The 25,559-nt window shown below is 57.1% G+C and carries 26 protein-coding genes; 17 read left to right on the forward strand and 9 right to left on the reverse strand.

Annotation, left to right across the window (positions count from 1 at the left end; translation table 11 throughout):
- Positions 1-8 precede the first annotated feature (8 nt).
- Complete coding sequence (locus AC6I77_RS04080; RefSeq protein WP_187512793.1) at positions 9-200, reverse strand: hypothetical protein; 192 nt, start codon at positions 198-200, stop codon at positions 9-11.
- On the opposite strand from AC6I77_RS04080, the gene iraP reads away from it, so the two are divergent.
- The 3 genes from iraP (at position 199) to AC6I77_RS04095 (ending at position 2,623) form a co-directional block, all read left to right on the forward strand.
- Complete coding sequence (gene iraP, locus AC6I77_RS04085) at positions 199-453, forward strand: anti-adapter protein IraP (protein WP_003850075.1); 255 nt, start codon at positions 199-201, stop codon at positions 451-453. The genes AC6I77_RS04080 and iraP overlap by 2 nt on opposite strands.
- A 112-nt stretch (positions 454-565) precedes the next feature.
- Positions 566-868 (forward strand): PsiF family protein, encoded by a 303-nt coding sequence (locus AC6I77_RS04090; protein ID WP_003850074.1) that lies wholly within the window; start codon positions 566-568, stop codon positions 866-868.
- 228 nt (positions 869-1,096) lie between these two features.
- A complete protein-coding gene (locus tag AC6I77_RS04095; RefSeq protein WP_154925799.1) occupies positions 1,097-2,623 on the forward strand; it encodes an FAD-dependent oxidoreductase in 1,527 nt (508 codons plus the stop codon).
- A 54-nt stretch (positions 2,624-2,677) separates the two neighbouring features.
- Here the strand turns inward: AC6I77_RS04095 and proC are convergent, their stop codons facing one another.
- Positions 2,678-3,490, reverse strand: coding sequence for a pyrroline-5-carboxylate reductase (gene proC / locus AC6I77_RS04100; RefSeq protein WP_003850072.1), 813 nt, complete (start codon positions 3,488-3,490; stop codon positions 2,678-2,680).
- A gap of 168 nt (positions 3,491-3,658) precedes the next feature.
- Here proC and AC6I77_RS04105 point away from each other — a divergent pair, with 168 nt between their 5' ends.
- Positions 3,659-4,114, forward strand: a complete 456-nt coding sequence (locus tag AC6I77_RS04105) for a YaiI/YqxD family protein (RefSeq protein ID WP_003850071.1) — start codon at positions 3,659-3,661, stop codon at positions 4,112-4,114.
- Here AC6I77_RS04105 and AC6I77_RS04110 read toward each other — a convergent pair.
- Complete coding sequence (locus AC6I77_RS04110) at positions 4,111-4,839, reverse strand: DUF2076 domain-containing protein (RefSeq protein WP_003850070.1); 729 nt, start codon at positions 4,837-4,839, stop codon at positions 4,111-4,113. The two genes, AC6I77_RS04105 and AC6I77_RS04110, sit on opposite strands and share 4 nt — an antisense overlap.
- Positions 4,840-5,154: 315 nt before the next feature.
- On the opposite strand from AC6I77_RS04110, the gene aroL reads away from it, so the two are divergent.
- The 3 genes from aroL (at position 5,155) to ppnP (ending at position 6,554) form a co-directional block, all read left to right on the forward strand.
- On the forward strand, positions 5,155-5,679 hold the full coding sequence (gene aroL, locus AC6I77_RS04115) for a shikimate kinase AroL (RefSeq protein ID WP_003850067.1): 525 nt from the start codon (positions 5,155-5,157) through the stop codon (positions 5,677-5,679).
- A 111-nt stretch (positions 5,680-5,790) separates the two neighbouring features.
- Positions 5,791-5,982 carry a YaiA family protein gene (locus AC6I77_RS04120; RefSeq protein WP_003850063.1) on the forward strand — a complete coding sequence of 64 codons (192 nt, stop codon included), beginning with the start codon at positions 5,791-5,793 and terminating at the stop codon, positions 5,980-5,982.
- Positions 5,983-6,257: 275 nt separating this feature from the next.
- Entirely contained in the window at positions 6,258-6,554 is a 297-nt protein-coding gene (gene ppnP / locus AC6I77_RS04125) for a pyrimidine/purine nucleoside phosphorylase (RefSeq protein WP_003850060.1), read from the forward strand.
- Between the two features lie 28 nt (positions 6,555-6,582).
- Here the strand turns inward: ppnP and AC6I77_RS04130 are convergent, their stop codons facing one another.
- Positions 6,583-7,995: a hypothetical protein gene (locus AC6I77_RS04130; RefSeq protein WP_182630058.1), complete on the reverse strand. Its 1,413-nt coding sequence runs from the start codon at positions 7,993-7,995 to the stop codon at positions 6,583-6,585.
- Between the two features lie 83 nt (positions 7,996-8,078).
- The gene (rdgC, locus tag AC6I77_RS04135; RefSeq protein WP_003850053.1) at positions 8,079-8,990 is read right to left on the reverse strand and encodes a recombination-associated protein RdgC; all 912 of its coding nucleotides are present in this window, start codon (positions 8,988-8,990) and stop codon (positions 8,079-8,081) included.
- 146 nt (positions 8,991-9,136) lie between these two features.
- Between rdgC and mak the strand changes: the two genes are divergently transcribed.
- The gene (mak, locus tag AC6I77_RS04140; RefSeq protein WP_003850052.1) at positions 9,137-10,048 is read left to right on the forward strand and encodes a fructokinase; all 912 of its coding nucleotides are present in this window, start codon (positions 9,137-9,139) and stop codon (positions 10,046-10,048) included.
- 84 nt (positions 10,049-10,132) lie between these two features.
- Here mak and eat read toward each other — a convergent pair whose 3' ends face one another.
- Positions 10,133-11,497, reverse strand: coding sequence for an ethanolamine permease (gene eat, locus AC6I77_RS04145; protein ID WP_008924864.1), 1,365 nt, complete (start codon positions 11,495-11,497; stop codon positions 10,133-10,135).
- A gap of 250 nt (positions 11,498-11,747) precedes the next feature.
- Between eat and AC6I77_RS04150 the strand changes: the two genes are divergently transcribed.
- Both AC6I77_RS04150 and qhpR read left to right on the forward strand, forming a co-directional pair.
- On the forward strand, positions 11,748-12,752 hold the full coding sequence (locus AC6I77_RS04150; RefSeq protein WP_078804148.1) for a phosphotransferase enzyme family protein: 1,005 nt from the start codon (positions 11,748-11,750) through the stop codon (positions 12,750-12,752).
- A gap of 161 nt (positions 12,753-12,913) precedes the next feature.
- On the forward strand, positions 12,914-13,981 hold the full coding sequence (qhpR, locus tag AC6I77_RS04155) for an AraC-like transcriptional regulator QhpR (RefSeq protein WP_003852478.1): 1,068 nt from the start codon (positions 12,914-12,916) through the stop codon (positions 13,979-13,981).
- Here qhpR and AC6I77_RS04160 read toward each other — a convergent pair.
- Positions 13,978-14,370 carry a cell envelope integrity TolA C-terminal domain-containing protein gene (locus tag AC6I77_RS04160; protein WP_003852479.1) on the reverse strand — a complete coding sequence of 131 codons (393 nt, stop codon included), beginning with the start codon at positions 14,368-14,370 and terminating at the stop codon, positions 13,978-13,980. The genes qhpR and AC6I77_RS04160 overlap by 4 nt on opposite strands.
- 153 nt (positions 14,371-14,523) lie before the next feature.
- Here AC6I77_RS04160 and AC6I77_RS04165 point away from each other — a divergent pair, with 153 nt between their 5' ends.
- The 3 genes from AC6I77_RS04165 to AC6I77_RS04175 are packed head-to-tail and all read left to right on the forward strand — an operon-like array spanning position 14,524 to position 16,225.
- Positions 14,524-15,201: a CsgG/HfaB family protein gene (locus AC6I77_RS04165; RefSeq protein WP_008924867.1), complete on the forward strand. Its 678-nt coding sequence runs from the start codon at positions 14,524-14,526 to the stop codon at positions 15,199-15,201.
- 11 nt (positions 15,202-15,212) lie between these two features.
- Positions 15,213-15,572, forward strand: coding sequence for a DUF4810 domain-containing protein (locus AC6I77_RS04170; RefSeq protein WP_008924868.1), 360 nt, complete (start codon positions 15,213-15,215; stop codon positions 15,570-15,572).
- Complete coding sequence (locus tag AC6I77_RS04175) at positions 15,569-16,225, forward strand: DUF799 domain-containing protein (RefSeq protein ID WP_003852482.1); 657 nt, start codon at positions 15,569-15,571, stop codon at positions 16,223-16,225. Before AC6I77_RS04170 ends, AC6I77_RS04175 begins: the two co-directional genes overlap by 4 nt.
- Positions 16,226-16,254: 29 nt before the next feature.
- Here AC6I77_RS04175 and AC6I77_RS04180 read toward each other — a convergent pair whose 3' ends face one another.
- Together AC6I77_RS04180 and sbcD are read right to left on the reverse strand one after the other, a co-directional pair.
- Entirely contained in the window at positions 16,255-19,929 is a 3,675-nt protein-coding gene (locus AC6I77_RS04180; RefSeq protein ID WP_497816729.1) for an AAA family ATPase, read from the reverse strand.
- Positions 19,926-21,125: an exonuclease subunit SbcD gene (gene sbcD / locus AC6I77_RS04185; protein WP_375150790.1), complete on the reverse strand. Its 1,200-nt coding sequence runs from the start codon at positions 21,123-21,125 to the stop codon at positions 19,926-19,928. Before sbcD ends, AC6I77_RS04180 begins: the two co-directional genes overlap by 4 nt.
- Positions 21,126-21,322: 197 nt before the next feature.
- On the opposite strand from sbcD, the gene phoB reads away from it, so the two are divergent.
- From phoB to AC6I77_RS04205, 4 genes are all read left to right on the forward strand, one after another.
- Positions 21,323-22,012, forward strand: a complete 690-nt coding sequence (gene phoB, locus AC6I77_RS04190; protein WP_497816730.1) for a phosphate response regulator transcription factor PhoB — start codon at positions 21,323-21,325, stop codon at positions 22,010-22,012.
- A gap of 14 nt (positions 22,013-22,026) precedes the next feature.
- Positions 22,027-23,340 carry a phosphate regulon sensor histidine kinase PhoR gene (gene phoR, locus AC6I77_RS04195; protein WP_003852493.1) on the forward strand — a complete coding sequence of 438 codons (1,314 nt, stop codon included), beginning with the start codon at positions 22,027-22,029 and terminating at the stop codon, positions 23,338-23,340.
- Between the two features lie 19 nt (positions 23,341-23,359).
- Entirely contained in the window at positions 23,360-24,280 is a 921-nt protein-coding gene (locus tag AC6I77_RS04200) for a PstS family phosphate ABC transporter substrate-binding protein (RefSeq protein WP_187512788.1), read from the forward strand.
- 161 nt (positions 24,281-24,441) lie between these two features.
- Entirely contained in the window at positions 24,442-25,548 is a 1,107-nt protein-coding gene (locus tag AC6I77_RS04205; protein WP_375150791.1) for a cobalamin-independent methionine synthase II family protein, read from the forward strand.
- The last annotated feature ends 11 nt before the right edge of the window (positions 25,549-25,559 follow it).

Below are 25,559 nucleotides of genomic sequence, written 5' to 3' on the forward strand. Positions count from 1 at the left end.
TCTCTGTTTCATTTCAGGCAAGCGACATTTAACCGCGGCAGTGCAACCCCGCAAAACGTTTCGCCAGCAAAATAACCGTAAATGGCTGAACAGATGGGATAAATGTGGGCTAAGCCACTGAAAAAATGGCTGTCGCCCTCTGTTTTTTTAGCCAGCGTGATGATAATTTCAGCTTTTCTCCACCGCTGAGACAACAGCATGAAAAACCTGATTGCTGAGTTACTGGTAAAGCTGGCTGAAAAAGAGGCGACAGCGAAAGAGCAAATGGCGCAGATTGAAGCACTGGAGATCGTTGTCACTGCGCTGGTTCGCAAGCTGGAGCCGCAACAACATCTGGCAATCACCACCAGCATTGAAAGCGCTATGGACAACGTGGCTGATGCTGATGATAACGATGCACGCCTGCTGCGCAATTACATTGAAAAGCTGCTCCATCATCCCCGCCAGTATTGATCCCGGAACAGGTCGGGAATGGGATCTTCCCATCACTTTGACCTCAAACATTTTCTGCTTTGCTTATTCGCTGCCAGAATAATAGAGGACAATCCACTGTGGAGTTATCAAGATGAAAGTCGGTTTAATGGCGATGATGATGGCAGGCCTGCTGGTCAGCGGGCTGGCAGGTGCTGCGGAGAAAACTCCGCAGCAGGAGAAAATGACGATGTGCAACCAGCATGCGAAATCACAGGATCTCAAAGGGGATGCGCGCAAAACCTTTATGAGTGAATGCCTGAAAAAGGACAGCAAGATGTCGCAGATGTCACCGCAGCAGATGAAAATGAAAAGCTGTAACGGTGAAGCCGGTGATAAAAAACTGGCAGGCGATGCCCGTAAAACCTTTATGAGTCAGTGCCTGAAAAAGAGCTGATGATGCCCACGGCCACGCAGGTGGCCGCTTCTATCTGCCGCCCGATGCGGATTCACTTCCCCCTCAACGCCGATTAAATTACCTGCCACAACAGCAGGTTATCTTTCTGAAACAGATTCCTCATCAGGCTTCCCGGTTCTTTTGCCACACTTACTGTTTGTAGGGGATTGCGCAGCGGGCTTTTTTGCCGTGCAGCATAAGACCAGAAACAGTGAAAGGAGCCATGCCGTGAACTATCAATTTACCGTCGACCTGAACGATCTGCCGCAGCGACAGCCGGTTAAAAAGACGCTCGGCGATGTTGATCTATTATTGATTCGCGACGGTGACAACGTCCGTGCTTTTCAGGCGAAATGTCCACACGCTGGCGCACCGCTTGAACAGGGCGCGATTTGCGGCGATCGGCTGGTCTGCCCGTGGCATAAAGCCGCGTTTGATATCGCCGATGGCAAAATGTGTGAACCGCTGGCGTTAGCCGATCTCAAACAGTACCCGCTTCGCATTGAAGAGGGCCGGGTACTGATAAACCCCAAAGCGATGTCACCCGCAGCACCCATTGGCAGCGGGGCAGATGCACCGGTCTATGTGGTATTGGGTGGCGGCGCGGCGGGTAGCGCAGCGCTATGGCGTCTGCGTCATGAAGGTTTTAAAGGCCGCCTGATACTGGTCGAGCGTGAAGCCGATGCACCTTATGACCGCACGGCGCTGACCAAATTTGTGCCGTCGGGAAAAATGGATATTAACGAAGTGCCGCAGCTGCTGAAAGCGGATGTGATGGAGCACGTTGAACGACTCCAGGCTACAGTGAGCCGGCTGGATGCACAGCAACAGCGGTTAATCTTCGGCGATGGCGGGACGCTTGCGTTCGACAAACTGTTGATCGCCAGCGGCGCGACGCCTGTTCTTCCCGATTTGCCGGGCAGCGATCTTGACGGGGTTCATCTGCTGCGTAGCAAAGCGCAGACCGATGAGCTGCTTCAGGTGGTGGATGCCAGCCATAAAATCGTGATTATCGGCAACAGTTTTATCGGTACCGAACTGGCGTCGGCACTGCGTAACCGCGATATTGACGTCACAGTCATTGCCCGCCAGGCACTGCCTTTTGCTAAACGGTTTGGCGAGCAGATTGGTCGCTATTTCTACCAGCTTCATGAGCAAAACGGCGTGAAGTGGGTGCAGGGCGAGATCGAAGCACTGCAGGGTGACCAGAAGGTAAATGGCGTGCAGCTGAAGGGCGGACGCAAGCTGGATGCTACCGTTGTGCTGTTCGCGACCGGGGTTAAACCGGCCACCGACTTTATTCACGATCTGCCGCTGGCAGAGGATGGCAGCCTGCAGGCGGATGATCAGTTGCGGGTCGCTGATAATATCTGGGTGGCGGGGGATATCGCCACCTATCCGGCGGCACAGGGGCCGCTGCGTATTGAGCACTATCGCGTTGCACATCAGCAGGGACAGACTGCCGCATGGAATATGCTGGATCAAAACGTCGCTTTTGATCGGGTGCCGTTCTTCTGGACGACCCAGTATGGCACTCGTTATGAGTATGTTGGCCACGCGGCAGAATGGGATGAATTCCAGCTAATCGGTTCGCTGGAGGATAAAAAGTTTATGGCGTTTTATGGTCAGCAGGGGCAACTGGCGGCGATCTGCTCATGCGGTATGTATACGCTGACCGCTGAGCTGGTGGAGCAGATGCAGCACCCCATGACGCTTTCTGACGCGGTGGCGCGCTGTCAGGCGAAAATCAGTTAAGCTGCACGCAGGGCGGACCAGGCTGACGGGCCGCCCTGCGTACTTTCTCACCGGTTAGCTGCGACTCAGTTTCTCTGACTTCGCCATGCACTGCTGCATCGCTTCCATCACTGCCGAGCGCATGCCTTTTTCTTCCAGCACTTTCACCGCTTCAATGGTGGTGCCGCCTGGAGAGCAGACCATATCTTTGAGTTCAGCCGGATGTTTACCGGTGGTCAGCACCATCTGCGCCGCGCCTTTCACCGCCTGCGCAGCAAACTGATAGGCCTGAGCACGCGGCATGCCACCCAGTACGGCTGCATCCGCCATCGCCTCGATAAACATAAACACGTAGGCCGGTGCAGAACCGCTCACGCCGACCACAGAGTGAATCAGATATTCATCCACTACGGCCGCTTTGCCGAAGCTCTCAAAAATCGCCACGACTTCGTCGATCTCCGCCTGCTCAACCAGCACGTTAGGCGTTACCGAGGTCATGCCTTCGCTCACCAGTGAGGGCGTATTCGGCATTGCGCGGACAATTTTGCGATCGTAACCCAGCACGGATGAGAGCGAGTCCAGCGTCACGCCAGCGGCAATCGACACCACCAGCGCCTCTTTTTTCAGGCTGCCTGCCAGCTCTTTTAATACTTTCAGAATGACATTCGGTTTTACTGCGCCGAACAGGATGTCCACTTCACGCGCCAGCGCATCCGCGCTCTCTGCTGCGTTGATGCCATACTGCTCTGCCATCGCCTGGTTGGTCTCAGCTTTGCGATCGTAAACGAAGATATCAGACGGGGCGATTTTGCCGCTGTTGACCAGTCCGCCGATAATGGCTTTCGCCATGTTTCCCCCGCCGATAAATCCGATTTTCTTTGCCAGCATCGCCATCTCCTTAGGACATTATTCGTTTTTCTCAGTGAGCTAGCTTACTTCAGCCAGCCCGAATAACAAGTCAGCTGCAAGCGCGCTGGAAAGCGTGGCGCAAATTAAATTTGCCATTTAAGAGGAACCCGGCAAGATCTCAGGCTTCTCTGACTGTAAGGAATCATGATGTTTATCTGGGTCGATGCCGATGCCTGTCCGAATGTGATCAAAGAGGTGCTCTACCGTGCGGCGGATCGTACCGCGACCACGGTCACTTTTGTGGCGAACCAGTTTTTGCGCGTGCCGCCATCGCCGTATCTGCGCACGCTGCAGGTGCCTGCTGGCTTTGATGTGGCGGACAATGAGATTGTCAGACGTTGTCAGCCCGGCGATCTGGTGATCACCGCCGATATTCCGCTGGCGGCTGAGGTGATTGAGAAGGGGGCAGCGGCGCTGAATCCGCGCGGCGAGCGTTACTCACCGGCGACGATACGCGAACGCCTGACGATGCGTGATTTTATGGATACGCTGCGGTCAAGCGGCGTGCAGACCGGCGGCCCCGCGACGATGAGTCCGCGTGACCGCCAGCAGTTTGCGAATGAACTGGATAGCTGGCTCACCCAGCAAAAACGCTCAACTTAAACGAAGCTGTCGTCGTCGTCGAAATCGTTGCCGCCAAAATCGTTGAGATCGCTGTTGTCGGCATAATTGCTGTCCCAGCCCGTGTTCTGGTCGAGGAAGGCGCTGTCGTTACCGCCGTTAAAGTTATCGGCATTGTCATCGCCACCGTTGAAGGTGTTGAGATTATCATTCACCTCCGGCAGCGGCGGCTCATTGATGATATTCACAATCTCTTCCGGCTGTGAATGGTGGAACATGCTGGTCAGCATGTCGGCCATCACGACACCACCCGCGACGCCCACGGCAGTTTGCAGAGCGCCGCCAAGGAAACCGGTGCCGCGTGGCGCGGGTGCCTGGGCAGGGGCATACTGCTGCTGTGCCGGTTGCTGCGGCGCACTGTTCCACGGCGACTGTTGCTGCGGCTGCTGAACGGGAGGCTGCTGACGCGAACCGCTGCCAAACAGTCCCGACAGGAAGCCGCCGCTGCTCTGTGCAGGCTGCTGCTGTTGTTGTTGCTGCAACTGTGCCACCTGGCTTTCCAGCGCTGACACTTTCTCATTGAGTTTTTTCAGCGCCGCTTCCTGAATCAGGATTGCCTGCGTCATGTAGTAAGGCGCGCCTGGCTGCGCCTGAAGATGCTGGTTAATCAGTTGTTCGGCAGCGGCATCACGTGCCACGGCCTGGCTTTCGGCCTGTTTCAGACGGCTGAACAGCCCATCAATCAGTTGTTGTTCTTCGCGTTGCATGATGACTCTCCTGTGGCGATTGTTATCAGTATATGGGGGCGTCAACACGAAAAGTAAAATCCGGGCGGTAAGCAAATATTGCCAGCCCATTTTAGCCGCCGTTTTATGCGTTTTTTAGCGCCCGGTTACTCACCTGATGCACAAAACGTGCATGCATTTCCCCTTGAAAATAGAGAGATTATCGCTGTTCATGTGAGGAAAAAGCGTAAATCATGCCTGACAGGTGGAGGCCATAATAATTTCCAGTTATTATGCGTCGCATTAATCAGCTAACCATGCAGCCGCATCGCGCGGTCAGGCGGAGGAACGGCCCTGATGTCACTACCCATCTTTTTGATTGGCGCTCGCGGTTGCGGCAAAACCACGGTCGGCGAGGCGTTATCGCAGGCGCTGGGCTACGCCTTTACGGATACCGATCACCATCTGCAACTCAGCACGCAACGCAGCGTGACGGAGATTGTCGAGGCGGAAGGCTGGGAAGGTTTCCGCGCCCGTGAAACGGAGTCGCTGAAAGCAGTCACGGCCCCCAGGACGGTCATTGCCACGGGCGGTGGCATGATCCTGGCTGAAGAGAACTGCCGCTTTATGCAGGAGCAGGGGCAGGTGATCTGGCTGAGTGCATCACCTGAGGTGCTGGCAGAGCGACTGGAAAGCGAACCTGAAGCGGCCCAGCGTCCGACCTTAACCGGACGTCCGATCGCTGACGAGATGAGTGATGTGCTGCGTGAACGCGCGCACCTTTACCAGGCGGCGGCCCATCATCAGGTGAATGCCATGCAGGCACCGGAGTGTGTGGTGGAAGAGATTCTGCTGTCACTTTCTCTGGCGCGCGCCAGCTAACCCTCAGATTTTTCCCGCTTTGATCCCGCTTCAGATGGCATTGTCTATACTTATCCTATGACAGGCAGCAGCCTGTCCTGTGGAATGTTGTTCAGACAAGAGGGACACAGTATGCCTACCAGACCGCCGTACCCGCGTGAAGCGAAAATTGTGACTGTTGAAAAGGGGCCTGAAGGTAATAAGGTAACCTTTTATGAATTGCGTGCTGATCATCCCAAACCGAATTCATTAATCAGTGAGCATGAGACGGAAGAAGAAGCGCACGATGCTAAAGCGCGCTACGAAGACGTCGAAAAAGAGTAAAGCATTGCGGCTGGCAGGGAGGCCAGCCTGATATTCAGCGTCATTTCGCCGTTTGTCAGTACGTTGCCTGAGTTATGCCCATCACCTCTTTATTCCCGACATCCCCTTGCCGACGCACAACAAAGCTGCCTGAAACACTGGCTTAACGCTTTTTCGCTCTGCGCGTCTGATTTCTCCCGCCGGAACAGATCACAAACGACCATCATTTCGCGTGACAGATCAGCGGGTTCCCTTCTACACTGCCAGACACACAACATGTGCTCTGGAGAACTATTATGCTCAACGTTAGTGAGTATTTTGACGGAAAAGTTAAATCTATTGGTTTTGACAGTGCGAGCACCGGTCGTGCCAGCGTCGGCGTGATGTCTGAAGGTGAATACACATTTGGTACCGGCCAGCCGGAAGAGATGACCGTCGTTAGCGGCTCGCTTAAGGTGTTGCTGCCAGGTGAGACCGAGTGGAAATGGTTTGAAGCGGGTTCGGTGTTTAATGTGCCGGGTCACAGCGAGTTTCATCTGCAGGTTGGCGAGCCAAGTTCCTATCTCTGCCGTTACCTGAAAGATAAAGATTAAAAAAAGGGCCGCTAAGCGGCCCTTTTTTCTAGCGAATAATCTTCACATCACTCAGGGTGATAGCGCCCATCGGTTTATCACCTGTTTTTGCCCTTAGTGGCGCTAAAATCCGCAGGTCTTCAAGCCAGGCACTCTCTATGACGGTGACAGGCTGTTTGTCTGTCGCAATGGTACAGGTTACCTTCAGATAGCGTCCGCTAAATGCCAGGTTAATCTCTCGCGCGTCGCCACCGCTGGAGACGGCACAGGTTTCCCGCTGATGACTGTCCTCATCCTTGCCCACGCTACTCTCACTCACCGCGTCGTTCTGATAGTGCTGTCCGGCGGTTAGCGGATAACGCAGCGTCGAACTAAGTTGTTTTAACCGCGAAGGGGAATAGGAAATCGACATGGTATAGGCGAGCTGGATATCATTGGCAATCGTCAGACGCTGCACTTTCCAGATACCGTAATCCTCCAGCTTGCGAATAAATCCAGCGTCATCCGCCACCATATGCACGCTGACGCGACCTTCCCGACTATTTTCGACCCAGCTGAGCTGCTGAAAACGCGGTGTGGCCCAGGGATGGACCAGGGTTTTCAGTTGTTGCTGCAGGGCAGGGGCAAGCGGGACGGCGGCCAGCACCGAGGCCGGATTGCCATTCAGGTCGGGTAGCATCTGTTGTGCCATCGAACCGGGCGATTTATGCGAAGCGGGTCTGAAGTGGCCCAGTGCATGAAATCTCTTAACATCTGGCAGCGTACAGAGCTGGGCAAAAGTTTTTTGCAGCAGAGGCGTCAGATCAAAAGCGGTTTTACGGCGCGCCAGCTGGCCTCCATCCAGTGAATCGGTTACGTAACCGTTGTCATCAATATCAAATGCGGATAACGGTGTACTGACACCGGTTTCGCAGTTAAAACGGTAATTTTCGACCTTTAGACTGTAGGGCGCATCATAGGGTGGATCGAAATCGCTGGCCGCATAATCAGTGCCGACCCGGACCCGCAATATCTCTGCCTCACGCTTCAGGCTGGCAACGTCAATCAGTGTCGTGGCACCATACTTATCAGCAGATTCAATTTTTTCCCATAGCACTGACCTTTCGGGTAATCCGCAGATTTTTTTCAGAACAGCCGGATCCTGATTTGAGCCAGGCTGAGGTGCGCTGTAGCGGCCATATTCATTGCCGTAAAACCGGCCTTGTGGGCTGCCTTCTGCATCGACCATGTGGCGGTAAAGCGCTTCGGCATAAGGTTTTTGGCAATCATAAGCCTGCCAGACCTGCATTGCGCCCCCGTTTTTACCGGGAATAGCCACCATCACATTCAGGCGATCATTGATGCGCACCGCATCGAAACGGCTGACGCTGGGCGGATCATCCGAGGCGGGCTGACTGCGTGCAGAGAGTGAAAGAAGCGACAGTGTGCAAAATAAAAACAGGTGCCGAAATAAGCGGGACATAAGTGGAATTCCTTTGCCAAAGACCCGGTTATCGACAAAGTATGCCAAAACTTCAGGGCGGAACGGCGCCGCCCTGATAATGCTTAACGCTGGGCTTCGCCGCCTAACGCTTCCACCAGATTACTGGTGAGTGCCGCCAGTTCGCTGGTCATCAGAATAAAGTCCGCATCAAAGCGCTGCGCGAAATCTTCACGGTCGATATCGTCGTTCTGGTCGCGCAACGTGTCGCTGAACTTCAGACGCTTCACTGAACCATCATCGGCCAGCACGAACTGAATACGCTCCTGCCAGTCGAGTGCCAGTTTTGTCACGACCTTGCCGGCTTCGATATGGTTGGCGATCTCATCGCACACCAAATCCTGTTTCTTGCAGCGGATGACGCCGCCATCTTCCAGCAGGGCTTTCAGCTCCGCTTCATCCATCAGCGCAAACCCGGCTGGCAGGTCGCCTGAACGCACCCATTGGGTCAGCGTCAGTTCAATCGGATTTTCCAGCGTCAGTGGCACCACCGGCAGTGAACCCAGGCTTTTGCGCAGCAGCGCCAGGGTATCTTCCGCTTTTTTCGCGCTGGCACAGTCCACCATAATCAGGTTATTGACCGTGTCGATCCACAAATAGGTCTGGCTGAAACGGCTGAAGGCGCGCGGCAGCAGGCTATGCAGCACTTCATCTTTCAGCGAATCTTTTTCGGTCTTTTTGAGCTTGCGGCTCTGCTCAGATTCCAGCTTGTCGATTTTTGCTTCCAGCGCCTGTTTGACGACCGGCGAAGGCAGGATTTTCTCTTCTTTGCGGGCGCAAATCACAATCTGGCCTTTATTCTCGTGGGTCAGCGCGTCGCTGCGGTTACCCATCGGCGAGACCCAGCCGGTCTTGCTCATATCCTGACTGCCACACGGTGAAAAAGTGAAGGCGTCGAGCTGTTTTTCCATCTCATCTGCGGACAGCGGAATGTCACGATTCAGACGATAAACCATCATATTTTTAAACCACAACATCGGGATTCCTTACCGTGGCGCGATCGGGCGCACAAGTCTGCGAGAGTCAGCGCGCATGATAGCGAAACATCGGAGTGGTTTCATTGCCTTTAAGGCAGCCGCCTTTTACTGTATCTCTCACCTGAACGAATAACGAGGAAGTAACCTTGCGCATAGGCATAGATCTGGGTGGCACCAAGACAGAAGTGATTGCATTGTCAGATAAGGGAGAGGAGCTGTTCCGTCACCGCGTGAATACCCCGCGTGACGACTATCAGGCAACGGTGCAGGCAATTGTTGATCTGGTCACGCTGGCGGAGCAGAAAACTGGCGAGACCGGTACGGTCGGCCTGGGCATTCCCGGCTCGCTTTCGCCTTTCAGTAAGCGGGTGAAGAATGCGAACTCCACCTGGCTTAACGGCCAGCCGCTGGATAAAGATCTGGCTCAGGCGCTGAACCGGGAAGTGCGCATCGCCAACGACGCGAATTGCCTGGCCGTATCGGAAGCGGTCGACGGTGCCGGTGCCGGACAGTCGCTGGTGTTTGCCGTGATTATCGGTACCGGATCGGGTGCAGGTATCGCGATTAACGGTGAATCGCGCATCGGTGGCAACGGTAATGCCGGTGAGTGGGGCCACAATCCGCTGCCATGGATGGATGAAGATGAGCTGCGTTATCGTCAGGAAGTGCCCTGTTATTGCGGGCAGCAGGGCTGTATCGAAACCTTTGTTTCAGGCACCGGTTTTGGTATCGACTATCAGCGGCTTAGCGGCGTACATCGCAAAGGTGCGGAGATCGTCTCGCTGCTGGCGCAGCAGGATCCGATCGCCGAACTGGCAATGAGCCGCTATGAACTGCGTCTGGCAAAATCGCTGGCGCAGGTGGTGAACCTGATCGATCCTGACGTGATCGTGCTGGGCGGCGGGATGAGCAATGTGGATCGGCTCTATCAGACTGTGCCGGTGCTGATGAAGCAGTGGGTGTTTGGCGGGGAGTGTGAAACGCCGGTGCTGAAGGCGCAGCATGGCGACTCCAGCGGCGTACGCGGTGCGGCGTGGCTCTGGCCGCTTAACGGCTGAGTGTCCCGCACATCCGCTGACGTTCAGCGCCTGGATTTCAGGCGCTGAACGTAACCCACAGCGCGGCACCTTGCCGCGCCGCGTTTATTCGCCCACCAGCATCGTGTCCTGTGGCGCCCGGTCGCGCTGCGCTTTGGTGGCGAGGAAGTAAATATAGCCGACCAGCATGATGGCAAAGAACAGTGCGCCAATCACCGGGTTAAACCACAGCATCGCCAGCAGACAGACCACCGACAGCAGCAGGGCGATGCCCGGAACAATCGGATAGCCCGGCGCGCGGAAACTGCGGGGCATTTCCGGCGCGCTGCGGCGGAGTTTAAACAGGCTCAGCATGCTCATGATGTACATCACAATCGCGCCAAACACCGCCATGGTGATCATCGCCGCCGTCAGCGTCATTCCCTGCAGATTAATCACGCCATCGCTGTAAATCGCCGCGATGCCCAGTACGCCACCGAGAATAATCGCCCGATGCGGGGTCTGGAAACGTGACAGTTTTGCCAGAGAAGGCGGCAGATAGCCCGCGCGTGCCAGAGCAAAAAACTGCCGTGAATAGCCGAGAATAATGCCGTGGAAGCTGGCAATCAGACCAAACAGGCCAATCCACACCAGCATATGCATCCAGTTAGAGTGTTCGCCGACAATCATTTTCATCGCCTGCGGCAGCGGATCGTTTATGTCCGAGAGTTTGCGCCAGTCGCCCGCGCCGCCTGCCATCAGCATCACGCCAATCGCCAGCACCACCAGCGTCAGAATCCCGCTGATGTAGGCGCGGGGAATGGTTCGGGTGGGATCTTTTGCCTCTTCGGCGGCCATCGCTGCACCTTCAATGGCAAGGAAGAACCAGATGGCGAAGGGAATGGCGGCGAAAATACCGGAGAAGGCGGGCATGCCGAAGGTGTCGCTGCCTGCCCAGCCGTGCGCAGCAAAATTCGCCAGGCTAAAGCCGGGTGAGACCACGCCCATAAACACCAGCAGCTCAATGACAGCCAGCACGGTGACAACCAGTTCGAACATCGCCGCCAGTTTTACACCCAGAATATTCAGCGTCATGAACACCAGGTAAGCCCCGACCGCTGCGGTTTTTGGGTTGAGCTGGGGATACTGCACATTGAGATAAGCCCCAATCGCCATGGCGATCGCCGGTGGCGCAAAGACAAACTCAATCAGCGTCGCCAGACCGGCAATCAGTCCGCCGGTTTCGCCAAAGGCGCGACGACTGTAGGCAAACGGCCCGCCCGCATGAGGGATCGCAGTGGTCAGTTCGGTGAAGCTAAAGATAAAGCAGGTATAGAGTGTGGCGATCAGCGCGGTAGTGACCAGAAATCCCAGCGTGCCTGCCACAGCCCAGCCGTAACTCCAGCCGAAATATTCGCCTGAGATCACCAGGCCAACCGCAATCCCCCACAGGTGCAGGGTGCCCAGCGTGGGCTTGAGTCTGTTTGTCATACTGTTATCCCCGTCGTTGTTGGTCGCACGCGGCGTTACACCGCCATTACGACTAAAGTAAGGTGATAATGCCGTTGCATTACTCACCACGACTTGACGCGGGCGCAGTGACTTCTGTCCTCCACGGTCAACTCACAGGCAACAACCGGGCCGGATGCACGCTGCGGTCAACTTTGTCTCTTCTGAGGTCAAGCAGCTCACCTTCTGGCAACGCATGCTGAGATAACGCAAGTGAAAAGGAGCCGGACTGATGAGCGCTAAACAATATGACAACCTGACTGATTCCCAACTCACCCTGATGGCGCAGCAGGCGCTGGCCTGCTATCCCGCCGCGCTACAGGGAGATCTCAGCCTGCTGTGCCGCTCAGAGAATGCCACATTCCTCTTGCAGGCAGCAGGCCGGCGTTATGCACTGCGGCTGCATCGCGGCGATTACCATCAAAAAGCGGACATTGTCAGTGAGCTGCTGTGGCTCGATGCGCTGCGTGAAACCGGCATTATGGTGCCGGAAGCGGTGCCGGACAAAGAGGGGGAAACCGTACTGACGCTGCGACTGCCGGATGGCGGTGAGCGCTACGTGGTGCTGTTTCACTGGATTGATGGCGAGATGCCAACCACCGACGTCGATCCCCGCGCTTTTCAGCAGCTGGGCAGGATTACCGCGCGGCTGCATCAGCACAGTAAACAGTGGCAGCCGCCTGCGGGTTTCCAGCGGATTATCTGGGATCACCACACCATGACGAGTAGCGAGAGTCACTGGGGACGCTGGCAGGATGCGCCCAATCTTAATCCCGCCGATCACGGCGTGGTCGAGCAGGCGATAAGTCAGGTGGGTGCGTCGATGGCGCAGTTTGGCAAAGGATCGGATCGTTATGGCCTGATCCACGCCGATCTGCGACTCACCAATCTGTTGCTGCACAAGGGTGAAACGCGGGTGATCGACTTCGATGACTGCGGACTTGGCTGGTATCTGCACGATCTGGCGGCGGCGATCAGTTTTGTTGAGCATCATCCGCGCGCGCCAGAGTGGATCGATCACTGGATTCGCGGTTACGAGCAGGTGGCGCATATCAGCGACGCGGAGATGGCCATGTTACCTGCGCTGCTGATCCAGCGTCGCATCCAGCTCACTGCATGGGTGGGATCCCATGCCGAGACTGAAATGGCGCACAGTCTGGGTCCGGAGTGGGCCAGCCATTCGGTTCGTCTTTGCCGCCGCTATCTGGACGGTCAGCAGCTGCCGGTTGGCGTCTGATGCACCAGCGGCGGGCGTGACTGCGCCGCCGCAGTGCCCGATGCCATGCCCGCGCGCAGCCTGACGCCCCCACAGGCGGCGTGGCAGGCATCGGGGACCTGGTATGGAATTTGCTCTGATCATGTGACGGGTGATCCACCTGAATTCTGACAGAGGCGACCATGAATCCGACACTGATAAAGCCTGATGCCTTTGCGGCCTGTTCTGCAGCGGCGGGAGCAGGCAATCACGGCGTGCTGGCAGCGGCGGCGACCGGCTTAAGCGACTTTATTCATACCCAGGGCGGCGATGTTGATCGCATCTTCGGCATCAGCGGCATCGATCCCGAGCGCCTGGCCAGCCCGACGCTGAGTCTGGGACTGGTTAACTACTGTCGTGTACTGGAAGAGGCGGCGCGTCACTCTGGTTTTGATAACTTCGGTTTGCACTACGGCAGGCAGTTTAAACCGCAGTCATTAGGCCTGATAGGTTATATCGGCTTGTGCTCCGACACGCTGGAGCAGGCGCTGCACAATGTGGTCAATGCCTTTCCCTGGCATCAGCACGACACATTAACCCGGCTGGTGGATAAGGGGGAGTGCTGGCGGCTCGACTATCAGGTGCGACACGGCGCAATCCTGTCGCGCCGTCAGGATGCCGAGCTTACACTTGGCATGTTTATGAATCTGATCCGTCACGTGGCAGGCAGGCACTGGGCACCTCGTGAAGTTCACTTTGAACATCCGCGTCCCGGCCAGTGGCACGATCACTGTAAAGTGTTTGATGCGCCAGTCTGGTTCGATCAGCCGTTTAATTCGCTGGTGATCCCGAAGCGCGATCTGCTGCGCGCAATGCCAGAGAGCGATCCGATCCTGTTGATGGTGATGCAGGATGCGATCCGGCGGCTTAATCGTGGTACGTCACAGCAAAGCATGATTGAACAGGCGCGATCGCAGGTTAATTTATCGCTGATGCAGGGCGAGCCGGTGCTGGAAGAGGTGGCGGATAAACTCGGGCTGTCGAGCTGGTCACTGCAGCGGCGACTGCGCGAAGAGGGCAGTAGCTTTACCGCGCTGGTGGATCAGGTGCGCTGCGAAATGGCGACATATTATCTGCAGCAAAAGCAGCTGCCGATCTCAGAGATGGCGCTGCTGCTGGGCTATTCGGAAGTCAGTGCGTTCTCACGCGCGTTTCGCCGCTGGTTTGGCATCAGTCCGCGCCAGTGGCGTCAGGAAGGTCTGGCCAGCTAACCGCGCGGCGCAAAGCCGAACCACGCCGGTTGCCCGGGCTCCGGTGGCGGCGGCAGATCGCGGGTCTGCGCCACCAGCTGCCAGGCACGCAGGCAGAGCGCTTCATCACCCTGAGTCTGGGTCACCGCATAATGTCTGCTGTGCGCCTGCCACTCCATCCGTACCAGACATTGCTGGCCCGCATAACGCGCCGCATCCGTGAACTGCCTGTTGAGCACCGGCTGCATTTGATTAGTCCAGTGACAGGATTTGCTGTCCGGATCTTTCGCAGGCTGACAAAGATTTGCCACACTATCCTGTTGCTTTGTCACAGGTTGCTGACAGGCGCTGAGCGACACTGCAATAATCATCCCCAGCAATATTCTCATCTTCATATTAATTAAATTCATTTAACTGGCCAATTTTCCTTAAAGATCTTCCTGTCTGCTGCCGACAGTCTACAGACCGGCATCATGAATGCTATGGCATTACTCCGACTGTCGACAGAACCAGAATTTACCGCCCTGGCGCGGATTACGTCTCTTTTACTTCATGGATTAGAAATGCAGAAAAATTATGCCTTTGCGGCACTCTCCCTGTTAATGGCGTCGCTGATCAGCGGCTGTGCCACCGAATCTTCCCGCGCTATTCAGGCCCCGCAGGTTCGCGCAGCCAGTCAGCCGGTTTACCAGGGCGTGCGCAGCCCGATTGCGGTAGGCCAGTTTGATAATCGCTCCTCGTACATGAACGGCATCTTCTCTGATGGCGTCGACAGGCTGGGCAATCAGTCGAAAACCATTCTGATTACCCATCTGCAGCAGACCAACCGTTTCAGCGTGCTGGATCGCAGCAACCTGAAAGAGCTGCAGCAGGAGTCGGATTTCAAACGCAGCCAGCAGAATATCAAAGGTGCGAACTACATCATCACCGGTGATATCACCGAATTTGGCCGCAAAGAGGTGGGCGATCAGCAGCTGTGGGGCATTCTGGGCCGCGGCAAAACGCAGGTCGCCTATGCCAAAGTGAATCTGAACGTGGTGGATGTCACCACTTCTGAAGTGGTCTACAGCTCCCAGGGCGCAGGCGAGTACCAGCTTTCGGCGCGTGAAGTCATCGGCTTTGGCGGCACCAGCAGCTATGACTCAACGCTGAACGGCAAAGTTATGGATCTGGCGATTCGTGAAGCGGTCGATCATTTAGTGGATGGAATCAACAACGGCGCATGGCGTCCGGCTAAATAAGGAAGCAGTAAATGAAGATGATGACACTGAGTAGCCTGCTGATTGCCGCAGCGCTGCTGGCCGGCTGTGCGCCAAAAGCGCCGAAGACGATCTACTACTGGGGCGATTATCAGCAGCAGGTCTACAGCTACTATCAGCCGGGCAGCGATCCGCTGAAGCAGATTGATGCGCTGAATCTGGATATTGAAAAAGCCCGTGCTGTTAACCAGCCGGTTGCGCCTGGCCTGCATGCCCAGCTGGGTCTGCTCTTTGCCAAAACCGGCGACACCAATAAAGCCTTTGAGCAGTTTGCCATCGAGAAGCAGCTGTTTCCCGAATCGGCACCTTACATGGATTTTCTGATGAGTAAAAAACAAGGAGTGGTTCAGTGAAAAAACTGATTGCCCTGAGCGGCGCGCTGATGGTGTTGTTGCTGACCGGCTGTGCGCACCCGAAAAAACCTTATGATTACAGCGCGTTTCGTGCCAGCAAGCCCGCCTCAATTCTGGTGTTGCCTGCGGATAATAAATCACCGGATATCAACGCTGCTCACAGCCTGAACTCGCTGGTGACGCGTCCGCTGGCCGAAGCCGGTTACTACGTCTTCCCGGTGGCGGTTGTTGAAGAGACCTTTCAGCAGAATGGCGTGACCAGCGCCACTGATGCCCAGGCGGTCAGCGCGAAGCGTCTGAATGAGATTTTCCATGCCGACAGCGCGCTCTATGTCTCGATCAGCGAATATGGCAGTAGCTATCGGGTCATTGACAGCGTGACGACCGTGACGGCCCAGGCACGGCTGGTGGATCTGCGCAGCGGCAAAGAGATCTGGCAGGGTAAGGCCACTGCCAGCGACAGTGAAGATAACAACAATAACAATGGCGGACTGGTGGGGATGCTGGTGAACGCGGCGATCAAACAGATTGCCAGCAACGTCACTGATAAAGCGCACACCGTGGCCGGACTGACCAGCAATCGACTGCTGTCCCAGAACGAGCAGGGCGGGTTACTTACCGGCCCACGCTACACGCTGGTTAGCGCCCGCTGATCAGACTCAGACGGGCGCGCTGGCGCCCGTTATCCCTGCGGCAGTTCCAGCTGGCTGTAGCCTAACCCATTCATCTTACGCACTTTAATCTGCACCGGAATACGCTCTTTCATCGCTTCCACGTGGCTGATCACCCCAATGGTTTTACCGCTGGCGTTAAGCGCGTCCAGCGCATCCAGCGCGGTATCCAGCGTCTGAGCATCCAGCGTGCCGAATCCCTCATCCAGAAACAGCGATTCGATACGCGTTTTATGACTGACCAGATCCGATAACGCCAGCGCCAGTGCCAGACTCACCAGAAAGCTCTCGCCTCCCGACAGCGTGCGGGTGTCGCGTGCCGCATCAGCCTGCCAGGTATCGACCACATCCAGCTCCAGCAAATCCTGCGCCCGGCGTTGCAGCAGATAGCGGCCATGCAGCCGATCAAGCTGCCTGTTAGCGAGCGACACCAGATGATCCAGCGTTAGGCCCTGGGCGAAGCGCCGGAACTTGTCGCCGGTCGCGGAACCGATCAGATCGTTGAGCCGGCTCCACTGCGCCAGCACCACACCATCCTGTTCAATCTGCGTCATCAGGCTCTGCTGACGGGCGCGAAGGCTGGCATCGCTGTGCAGCTGCTGCTGAACCTTGCCCTGCAGGCTGGCGTTGTCGCGCAGGGCCAGCCGTAACTGCTCAAGCTGCTGTGCCAGCGCTTCGGCGGATTCCGGCATCGCGTCAGGCTTCGCCTGCTGATGGACGCTGAGCCGCTGACGCAGATCTGCCAGTCGCGCCTGCTGCTGCTGGCATTGCTGGTCGAGCTGCTGCAGCTGCTGACGCAGTTGCAGCGCGGTCTGCTCATCCAATAGCGCCGCGCGCAGGCTGGCTTCATCCGCGAATCCGGCGCTCTCCAGTGACTGCTGCAATGCACTTTCCGCTTCAGCCAGTTTGCCGCTGAGCGTCTGACGCTGATTTTCCAGTCCCGACAGCTCACCCTGCAGTCGACTGACCTCAGCCTGCGCCTGCTGCAGGGCAGCGAGCTGCTGCGTCAGCTGTTCATCAGACTGCTGAATACGGGCCTGCATCTGCTGACGGGCGAGGGTGACCTCGCGATCGCCAAACAGCGCCTGACGCTGCTGACGCATTTCACCTAACTGTCTCTGGCTCTGCTGTTGTTGCTGTTGACGGATGGCCAGTTGCTGCTGTTCCTGCTCTGCCTGCTGTTGCAGGGGGGTGAGCTGGGTTTCGCCTTTTAACAGTTGCGGCTGCAGGTTAGCGAGCAACTGCTCACTCTCCTGCCAGCGCTGCCAGCGCCTCTGCTGTTCCGCCAGCCACGTGTCGCGATTCGCGGCATCGGGAAGGGCAAGGTTGTGGGCGCTGAACTGTTGGGCTAAACGGGATTGCAACTGCGCCATGGCCTGCTGTTCCTGCTGCTTCCGCTGGTGCAGCGCATCCAGCGCCTGCTGCAGGCTGATCAGCGACTGCTGCGCCAGTTGCTCTGCCTGCAGATGTTGCTGCCAGGCCTGCAACTGCTGAAGATGGTGATCTTTCGCGGCCTGACGTGCCTGTTCGGCGGCTTCCTGTGCCTGCCGCTGTTGCTCAAGCTGGCTTTCGTGTTCGCTTTGCTGCTGCTGCCACGCGGCTAACGCTTCGCGGTCGGCAAGGGTGAAGGTAAGTGCCAGCTCACCGCTTAGTGCCTGCCATTGCTGCTCAAGCTGGTCAAGCTGACGCTGCATTTCCGCGGTTTCGTCACGCAGGGTCTGCTGCTGAACGGCAGATTGTTTTAGCTGTTCGCTTTTTGCCGTTCCTGCTTCACGCAATGCCTCAGTTTGCTGCTGCAGCGCAGCCCGGCGCTGCTGGTTAGCACTCACTTCCAGCGTGCTGTAGGTTTCAACGGCCGGATGGGTGCAGGAGCCGCACAGCGGGCACGGCTGATCGGGGGTGAGCCGGGCGCGGTAATCGCTGAGATCGATAATCTGCTGCTCCAGCGCACAAATTTTTTCAACGTCATCCAGCTGCTGTTTTTCGCGTTTCCACGTTTCACGCAGAGTCTGAAGTTCCGCTTCACTCTGCTGATGCGCTTTTTCAAGCGCGGTCAGCCGCTGCTGGCGCTGATTCAGCTGCTGATGCAGTGGCTGCCACTGCGTGGAGAGCAGCAACAGTTGCTGACGGGCCGGACGGCTGGTCTGCAACTGGCTTAATGCCTGCCGCAGTGCAGCGGGCGGATGCTGTTCATGAAGCGAAGTGAGTGCCTGCTCCGCCTGCAACAACGCCTGGTGCGCCTGTTGCTCCGCCTGCTGGCGCGGCAGGGCCTGCTGTGCCTGCTGTTGCTGTTTCGCCTGCTGGGCGTCGATCTGTTTTTGTTGCTGTTCGCACTGCTGCTGCAGTTCGGCCAGCATCGCCTCACGCTGTGCCAGCAGGGCAAAGTTCTCCTGCCATACCGGCAGTGAAGCGCCCCAATGCGCCAGATCGGCAAGCTGCTCACGTAACTGATGCTGTTCAGTCATCGCCTGCTGCACTGACGTGACCTGACGCTTCTGCTCCGCCAGTCTGGTCTGCGTCTGGTCAGCCTGCTGTTGCTGGCGGGCATTTTCCTGCTGTTGCTCTGCAAAGTGCTGCTGCAGCGTCGTGATTCGCTGATCCAGCGGTAATACCTGTTCCGTCAGCAGGTTCTCCTGCTGCTGCTGTTCCTGAAGCGCCTGCTGGCGGGCCGTCTGAGCAGCTGCGTAATTTTGCTGATGCTGCTGCTGTTGGTTCTGCGCCTGCTGCGCCGATGCGGTCAGTTGCTGGCAGTGGCTCACGACCTGATGCTGTTCGGTGCGTAATGCATCACGCTGCTGCAGTTTTATCCGCAGCTTTTCAGCCGGTTCGCTGCGAGCCAGCCGCTGGCGGTCCGTCTCTGCCGCCTGGGATGCGGACTGGGCCTGCTGCAACGCGGCATCAGCCTGCTCACTCTCCTGCTGTAACTGCTGCGCCTGCTGCTGCCACTGCTGCTGCTGCTGCGCCTGTTGATAGTGCGCGCTGAGCCGCTGTTCCGCGTCGGTCAGATCGGTGAGCTGCAGTTGCAGGGCGTCACGCGCGTCACTGTCCAGCAGTGCCATTGCACCCGCCTGACTGCGCAACATATCCAGCTGCGTTTTCGCCTCTTTGTGACGCTCGTAGATAGCGGCGGAGATCAGGCCGTAAATTTCGGTGCCGGTCAGCTCCTCCAGCAGTTCGGCACGCTCACTGGCTTTAGCGTTGAGGAAGGCGGCAAACTGGCCCTGCGACAGCATCATTGAGCGGGTAAAACGTTCGAAATCAAGCCCGGAGAGGGTTTCGATCATCTTCAGCTTGTCACCGACTTTATCGGCAACAATGGTGTTGTCGGCGCAGCGCGCCAGCTCAACGCGCGGGGCCTGCAGCTTACCGTCGGCGGTGCCACGCGCACGGTTCTGGCTCCAGAAGGCGCGCCAGGCTTCGCCTTTGATCTCAAACTCTACTTCAGCCAGACATTCGGCACAGTCGCGCGTCATCAGCGCATTCTGGCTCTGGGAAATCGCGCCCAGGCGCGGCGTCTGGTGATAGAGCGCCAGACAAATGGCGTCCAGCAGGGTGGTTTTACCCGCGCCGGTCGCGCCGGTTATGGCAAACAGGCCATTGCTGGCAAAAGGCTCGGCGCGGAAGTCGATGAACCATTCACCGCGCAGAGCATTGAGGTTTTTAAACCGTAGCGTGAGGATCTTCATTGGGTCTCTTCCATGGCGGCCAGCGTCTGGCGGAACAGGGTGGTCATCTCGTCGATTTGCGCAGGTTGCAGCTTCTCATCCAGCGCGAGCCGGCGGGCAAAGACCTCTTCCACTTTCAGTTCACTCAGGGTTTCGTTGTCGAGCCGCGCCAGGCTCTGCTGCCGCTGCTCGCGGCTGCGGCGCAGCAGCAGGACTTCAACCGGCAGCGTGGCGGTCAGGGTTTCGACCTGATGCTGCAGATCGCTGAGGTACTCCTGCGTAGTGACTTCGATGTCGAGCCAGGTTGGCTTCTCCTGCTCAGCCGTGCTGAAGGCGTGTAACTGTTCCGCAATCTGCGCCAGCGATCCTTTCAGCACCTGCATCGGCTGCGCGTGCGGCACCACCAGCGGCGTAACGGATTGCAGGCCGCCTGCCGCAAGCTCCAGCAGAAAGACGCTTTTTTCGCTGCCCAGCTCATCAAAACTCAGCGGAATGGGCGAGCCGCTATAGCGGATATGCTCGCTGCCCGCCACGCGCTGGGCGCGATGAATATGGCCCAGCGCAATGTAGTCAGCGGCCGGAAAGGCACTGGCGGGGAAGGCATCAAGCGTACCGATGTAGATGTCACGCACCGAATCGCTCTGGCTGACCCCGACGGTGGTGAGATGTCCGGTAGCGATAATCGGCAATGCATGACCCAGCGCCTGGGCGGCGGCGAAGCGTTGCTGATAGTGATGGGCAATCGCCTCCAGCAGCGAGGTCTGTTTATCGCGTCCTGACTGACCCGCCCGGCTGCGCAGAATATCGCGCGGTCGCAGATAGGGAATGGCACAGAGCAGTGCACCTGGTTCGCCCTGGCGGGTGTTCAGCAGCAACACATCATCCTGTTCCTGGGGGGTGGCTATTACCCGGGTGTTGAGACAGGCGAGCAGTTCGCGCGACTCATTCAGCGTCGCCACGGAATCGTGGTTGCCCGCCAGCACAATCAGCTGACAACCGGTGGGCTGCAGCGCCACCACAAAGCGGTTAAACATCTCGCGGGCGTAGCTGGGCGGCGTGCCGGTATCAAACAGATCGCCTGCAATAATCAACGCATCCACCTGATGCTGTTCAATCTGGATCAACAGCCAGTCGAGAAACGCCTGATGTTCGGCTGCCCGACTTTTGTTGTAAAAGAACTGCCCCAGATGCCAGTCCGCAGTATGAATGATGCGCATGATGAGTCCCTGCCGTTGTGATTCGCCCGGCGATTATACTGGCTATGCGGCCAAAGCGAAAAATTGTCGCTGCGCTGTCATAAATGATTACCAACGGCGTTACAGGCAGGTTATGTTTTTCATAAAAGTGTCACAAATCTGACGCATAATGGCGCCGCGAATCTCAGTGACAGCCGTCATAATCAGCAGGAGTAATAATGGCTAAGCGCATTTTGGTTGTGGAGGATGAAGCCCCCATCCGTGAAATGTTGTGTTTTGTTCTGGAGCAGAACGACTATCAGCCAATTGAGGCGGAAGACTATGACAGTGCCGTGGGCAGGCTGATTGAACCCTGGCCCGATCTGATTTTACTGGACTGGATGTTACCTGGAGGCAGCGGTATTCAGTTTATCAAGCATCTGAAACGCGAGGCGATGACACGGGATATCCCGGTGATGATGCTCACCGCGCGTGGCGAAGAGGAAGATCGGGTGCGTGGCCTGGAAGTGGGCGCCGATGATTACATTACCAAGCCCTTTTCACCCAAAGAGCTGATGGCGCGAATTAAAGCGGTGATGCGCCGTATTTCACCGATGGCGGTGGAAGAGGTGATTGAGATGCAGGGACTGAGTCTGGATCCTTCTTCACATCGCGTGATGTCCGAAACCACGCCGCTGGAGATGGGCCCGACCGAATATAAGCTGCTGCACTTCTTTATGACTCACCCGGAACGCGTATACAGCCGCGAACAGCTGCTGAACAACGTCTGGGGCACCAATGTGTATGTGGAAGATCGCACTGTTGATGTTCACATTCGCCGTTTACGTAAAGCGCTGGAAGTCTCCGGCCACGATCGCATGGTACAAACCGTCCGTGGAACAGGGTATCGTTTCTCTGCCCGCTACTAAACGGAGCCTTTACCGTGCTGGAACGCCTCTCCTGGAAGAGATTACTGACAGAACTGCTGCTGGCCTGTCTGCCTGCGGTGCTGCTGGGCCTGCTGTCTGGCGGTTTGCCCTGGTGGTTGCTGCTGAGCGTGGTCATGGTGCTGTTATGGCATTTCCACAATCTGATGCGGCTGTCGCACTGGCTGTGGCTCGACCGCACCATGACGCCACCCGCCGGGCGTGCCAGCTGGGAACCGCTGTTTTATGGTCTTTACCAGATGCAGCTGCGCAACCGGCGGCGGCGACGTGAACTCGGTAATCTGATCAAACGTTTCCGCAGCGGTGCCGAGTCGCTGCCGGATGCGGTGATCCTGACCACGGAAGAGGGCACTATTTTCTGGTGTAACGGTCTGGCGCAACAGCACCTGGGTCTGCGCTGGCCGGAAGATAATGGCCAGAACATCCTCAATCTGCTGCGTTATCCGGAGTTCTCACGCTATCTGCGCCAGCGCGATTTTGACAAGCCCCTGACGCTGGTGCTGAACAACAAACTTCACATGGAATTCCGCGTTATGCCCTACAGCGAGGGGCAGTGGCTGCTGGTGGCGCGTGATGTGACGCAGATGCATCAGCTGGAAGGGGCGCGCCGCAACTTTTTTGCCAACGTCAGCCATGAGTTACGTACGCCGCTCACGGTGCTGCAGGGCTATCTGGAGATGATGAACGACTCGGTGATGAGCGAGCCTTCGCGCAGCAAAGCGCTGCACACGATGTCGGAGCAGACGCGCCGTATGGACAGCCTGGTCAAACAGCTGCTGACGCTGTCGCGCATTGAAGCCGCGCCTGCCATCGATCTGAAAGAGAAGGTGGATGTGCCGGTCATGCTGAAACTGCTGCAGCATGAGGCGGCGACGCTAAGTGGCGGTCGTCACGATATTCATTTCCATACCGATCCCCATCTGAAAGTGTTCGGCAACGATGAACAGCTTCGCAGTGCTATCTCCAATCTGGTTTATAACGCGGTGAATCACACCCCGGATGGCACGCGGATCGATATCAGCTGGCTGCGCGGCAAACAGGGCGCCACCTTCCGGGTTTGCGACAACGGGCCGGGTATTGCTTCAGAACATATTCCCCGTCTGACCGAGCGTTTCTACCGCGTCGATAAAGCGCGTTCACGCGCCACCGGGGGTAGCGGGCTGGGTCTGGCGATTGTGAAACATGCGCTGAGTCACCACAACGCGCGGCTCGACATCACCAGCGTGCCGCACCAAGAGACCTGTTTTACGTTTACGCTGCCTGCGAGGTTGATTGTCAGCAGCGTGATGCAGGAGAATGCCGTTCATTAGTGGCTGCCGGATCTTCCTGATGCGCATTCTTCTTTTATTGATTGTTACGCTGCTGCCGGGCCTGGCGCTGGCCCAGCACGGCACGCTCTCCGGCAATCTCAGCAGTGTCGGCTCAGATACGCTTGGCTATCTTATGACCCTGTGGGGCGAGGATTTTAGTCGGCAGGCGCCGGGCGTCAATGTGCAGGTTCAGGCCTCCGGTTCCTCAACCGCACCGACCGCGCTGGCAGCAGGTGCCGCACAGCTCGGTCCGATGAGCCGCCCGATGCAGGCCGATGAGCGGCAGGCTTTTGAGGCGCGCTACGGTTATCCGCCGCTGGCGGTGCCGGTGGCGATGGATGCGCTGGTGGTGGTAGTGAATCAGCGTAACCCGCTGCAGCAGATTGAACCGCGTCAGCTCGACGCCATCTTCTCCATTACCCGTCTGTGTGGCGCACACAGTGTGCCGCTGCGCTGGGGCGATCTCGGTTTAACCGGCGCGCAATGGAACAAACGCCCCATTCAGCGCTATGGACGTAATTCCGCCTCCGGCACCTGGGGTTTCTTCAAACAGCAGGTGCTCTGCAAAGGCGATTTCCGCAGCGACGTGGCGGAATTTCCTGGCTCGGCCGCGGTGGTGCAGGCGGTGGCCGGTAATTCGCGCAGCATCGGCTACGCCAGTTTTGGCTTTCATCTCAGCGGCGTAAAAATGCTGGCGGTGACGAATGATCAGGGCCAGGCGATTGCTCCGGATGCCGATGCTATTCGTAGCGGCCGTTATCCCTGGGCGCGCCCACTCTATCTCTATGTTAATAAAGCACCCGGTAAACCACTGCCGCCGCTGGTGGCGGCATTTCTGCAGCAGGTTCTTTCACCACAAGGACAGCGGCGGGTCAGCGAAGCGGGCTATCTGCCGCTCTCAGACAGCCAGATGGCAGAGGCGCGCGCCGCCCTGCGTTAATCCCGGTTGAATTTTTTTCATCATCCCTGAATTTTCTTCAGTTGCAGATGCATGCCACTCATGACACTCTGTTTTCAGACATGTAGCCATCCAGATGGCTATTTATTTCAGAGTGTAATGATTTCCTGTCGTTATTACCGGCAGGAGAGACAGGAGTGATCATGCAAAGAGAAACCGCCCCGTTCCGTGCCGACACCGTTGGCAGTTTTCTGCGTCCCGCTGCGATTAAGCAGGCGCGCGAAGCGTTTGCTGCCGGAGAGATTGATGCGGCGGCCCTGCAGCAGGTCGAAGATGAGGCGATTCGCGATGTGGTAGCGAAGCAACGTGAAAATGGCCTGAAGGTGGTCACCGATGGCGAGTTTCGTCGCGGCTGGTGGCACTTCGACTTCTTCTATGGCCTGAATGGCGTTGAGCGCTATGAAGCGGAACAGGGCATCCAGTTTAATGGCGTGCAGACCAAAGCGCATGGCGTGAAAGTGGTGAGCAAACTCGGTTTCCCGGCGGATCATCCGATGCTGGCGCATTTCCGTTTCCTGCAGAGTATTGCCGGGGATGCGGTGCCAAAAATGACCATTCCCAGCCCCAGCGTTTTACACTTCCGCGGTGGCCGCAAAGTGATTGATGCAGAGGTCTATCCCGATCTGGCGGACTACTTCGAGGATCTGGCGCAGACCTACAAAGCGGCGATTCAGGCCTTTTATGATGCGGGCTGCCGCTATCTGCAGCTGGATGACACCGTCTGGGCTTATCTCTGCTCTGAAGATCAGAAGCGCGATATCCGCGAACGCGGCGACGATCCGGATCAGCTGGCACAGATTTACGCTCAGGTACTGAATAAAGCGCTGGAGGATAAGCCTGCCGATCTGACGGTGGGTCTGCATGTCTGCCGCGGGAACTTCCGCTCCACCTGGATCTCAGAGGGGGGCTACGGGCCGGTGGCAGAAATCCTGTTCGGCAGCGTCAACGTGGATGCGTTCTTCCTGGAGTATGACAATGCCCGGTCCGGCGGCTTTGAGCCACTGCGTTACATTAAACGGGGTCATCAGCAGGTGGTGCTGGGTTTAATCACCACTAAGGTGGGTGAACTGGAAGATCCGGCGCAGGTGAAAATCCGGCTGGAAGAGGCGGCGCAGTACGTCAGCCTGGATCAGATTTGCCTCAGCCCGCAATGCGGTTTCGCCTCAACTGAAGAGGGCAACAGCCTGAGTGAAGCGCAGCAGTGGCAGAAAATTCGTTTGGTGGTGGATATCGCGAATCAGGTCTGGTAGTGCTGTAACGT

This window comes from Pantoea sp. X-Soil-ISGK-259 (assembly GCF_059730705.1).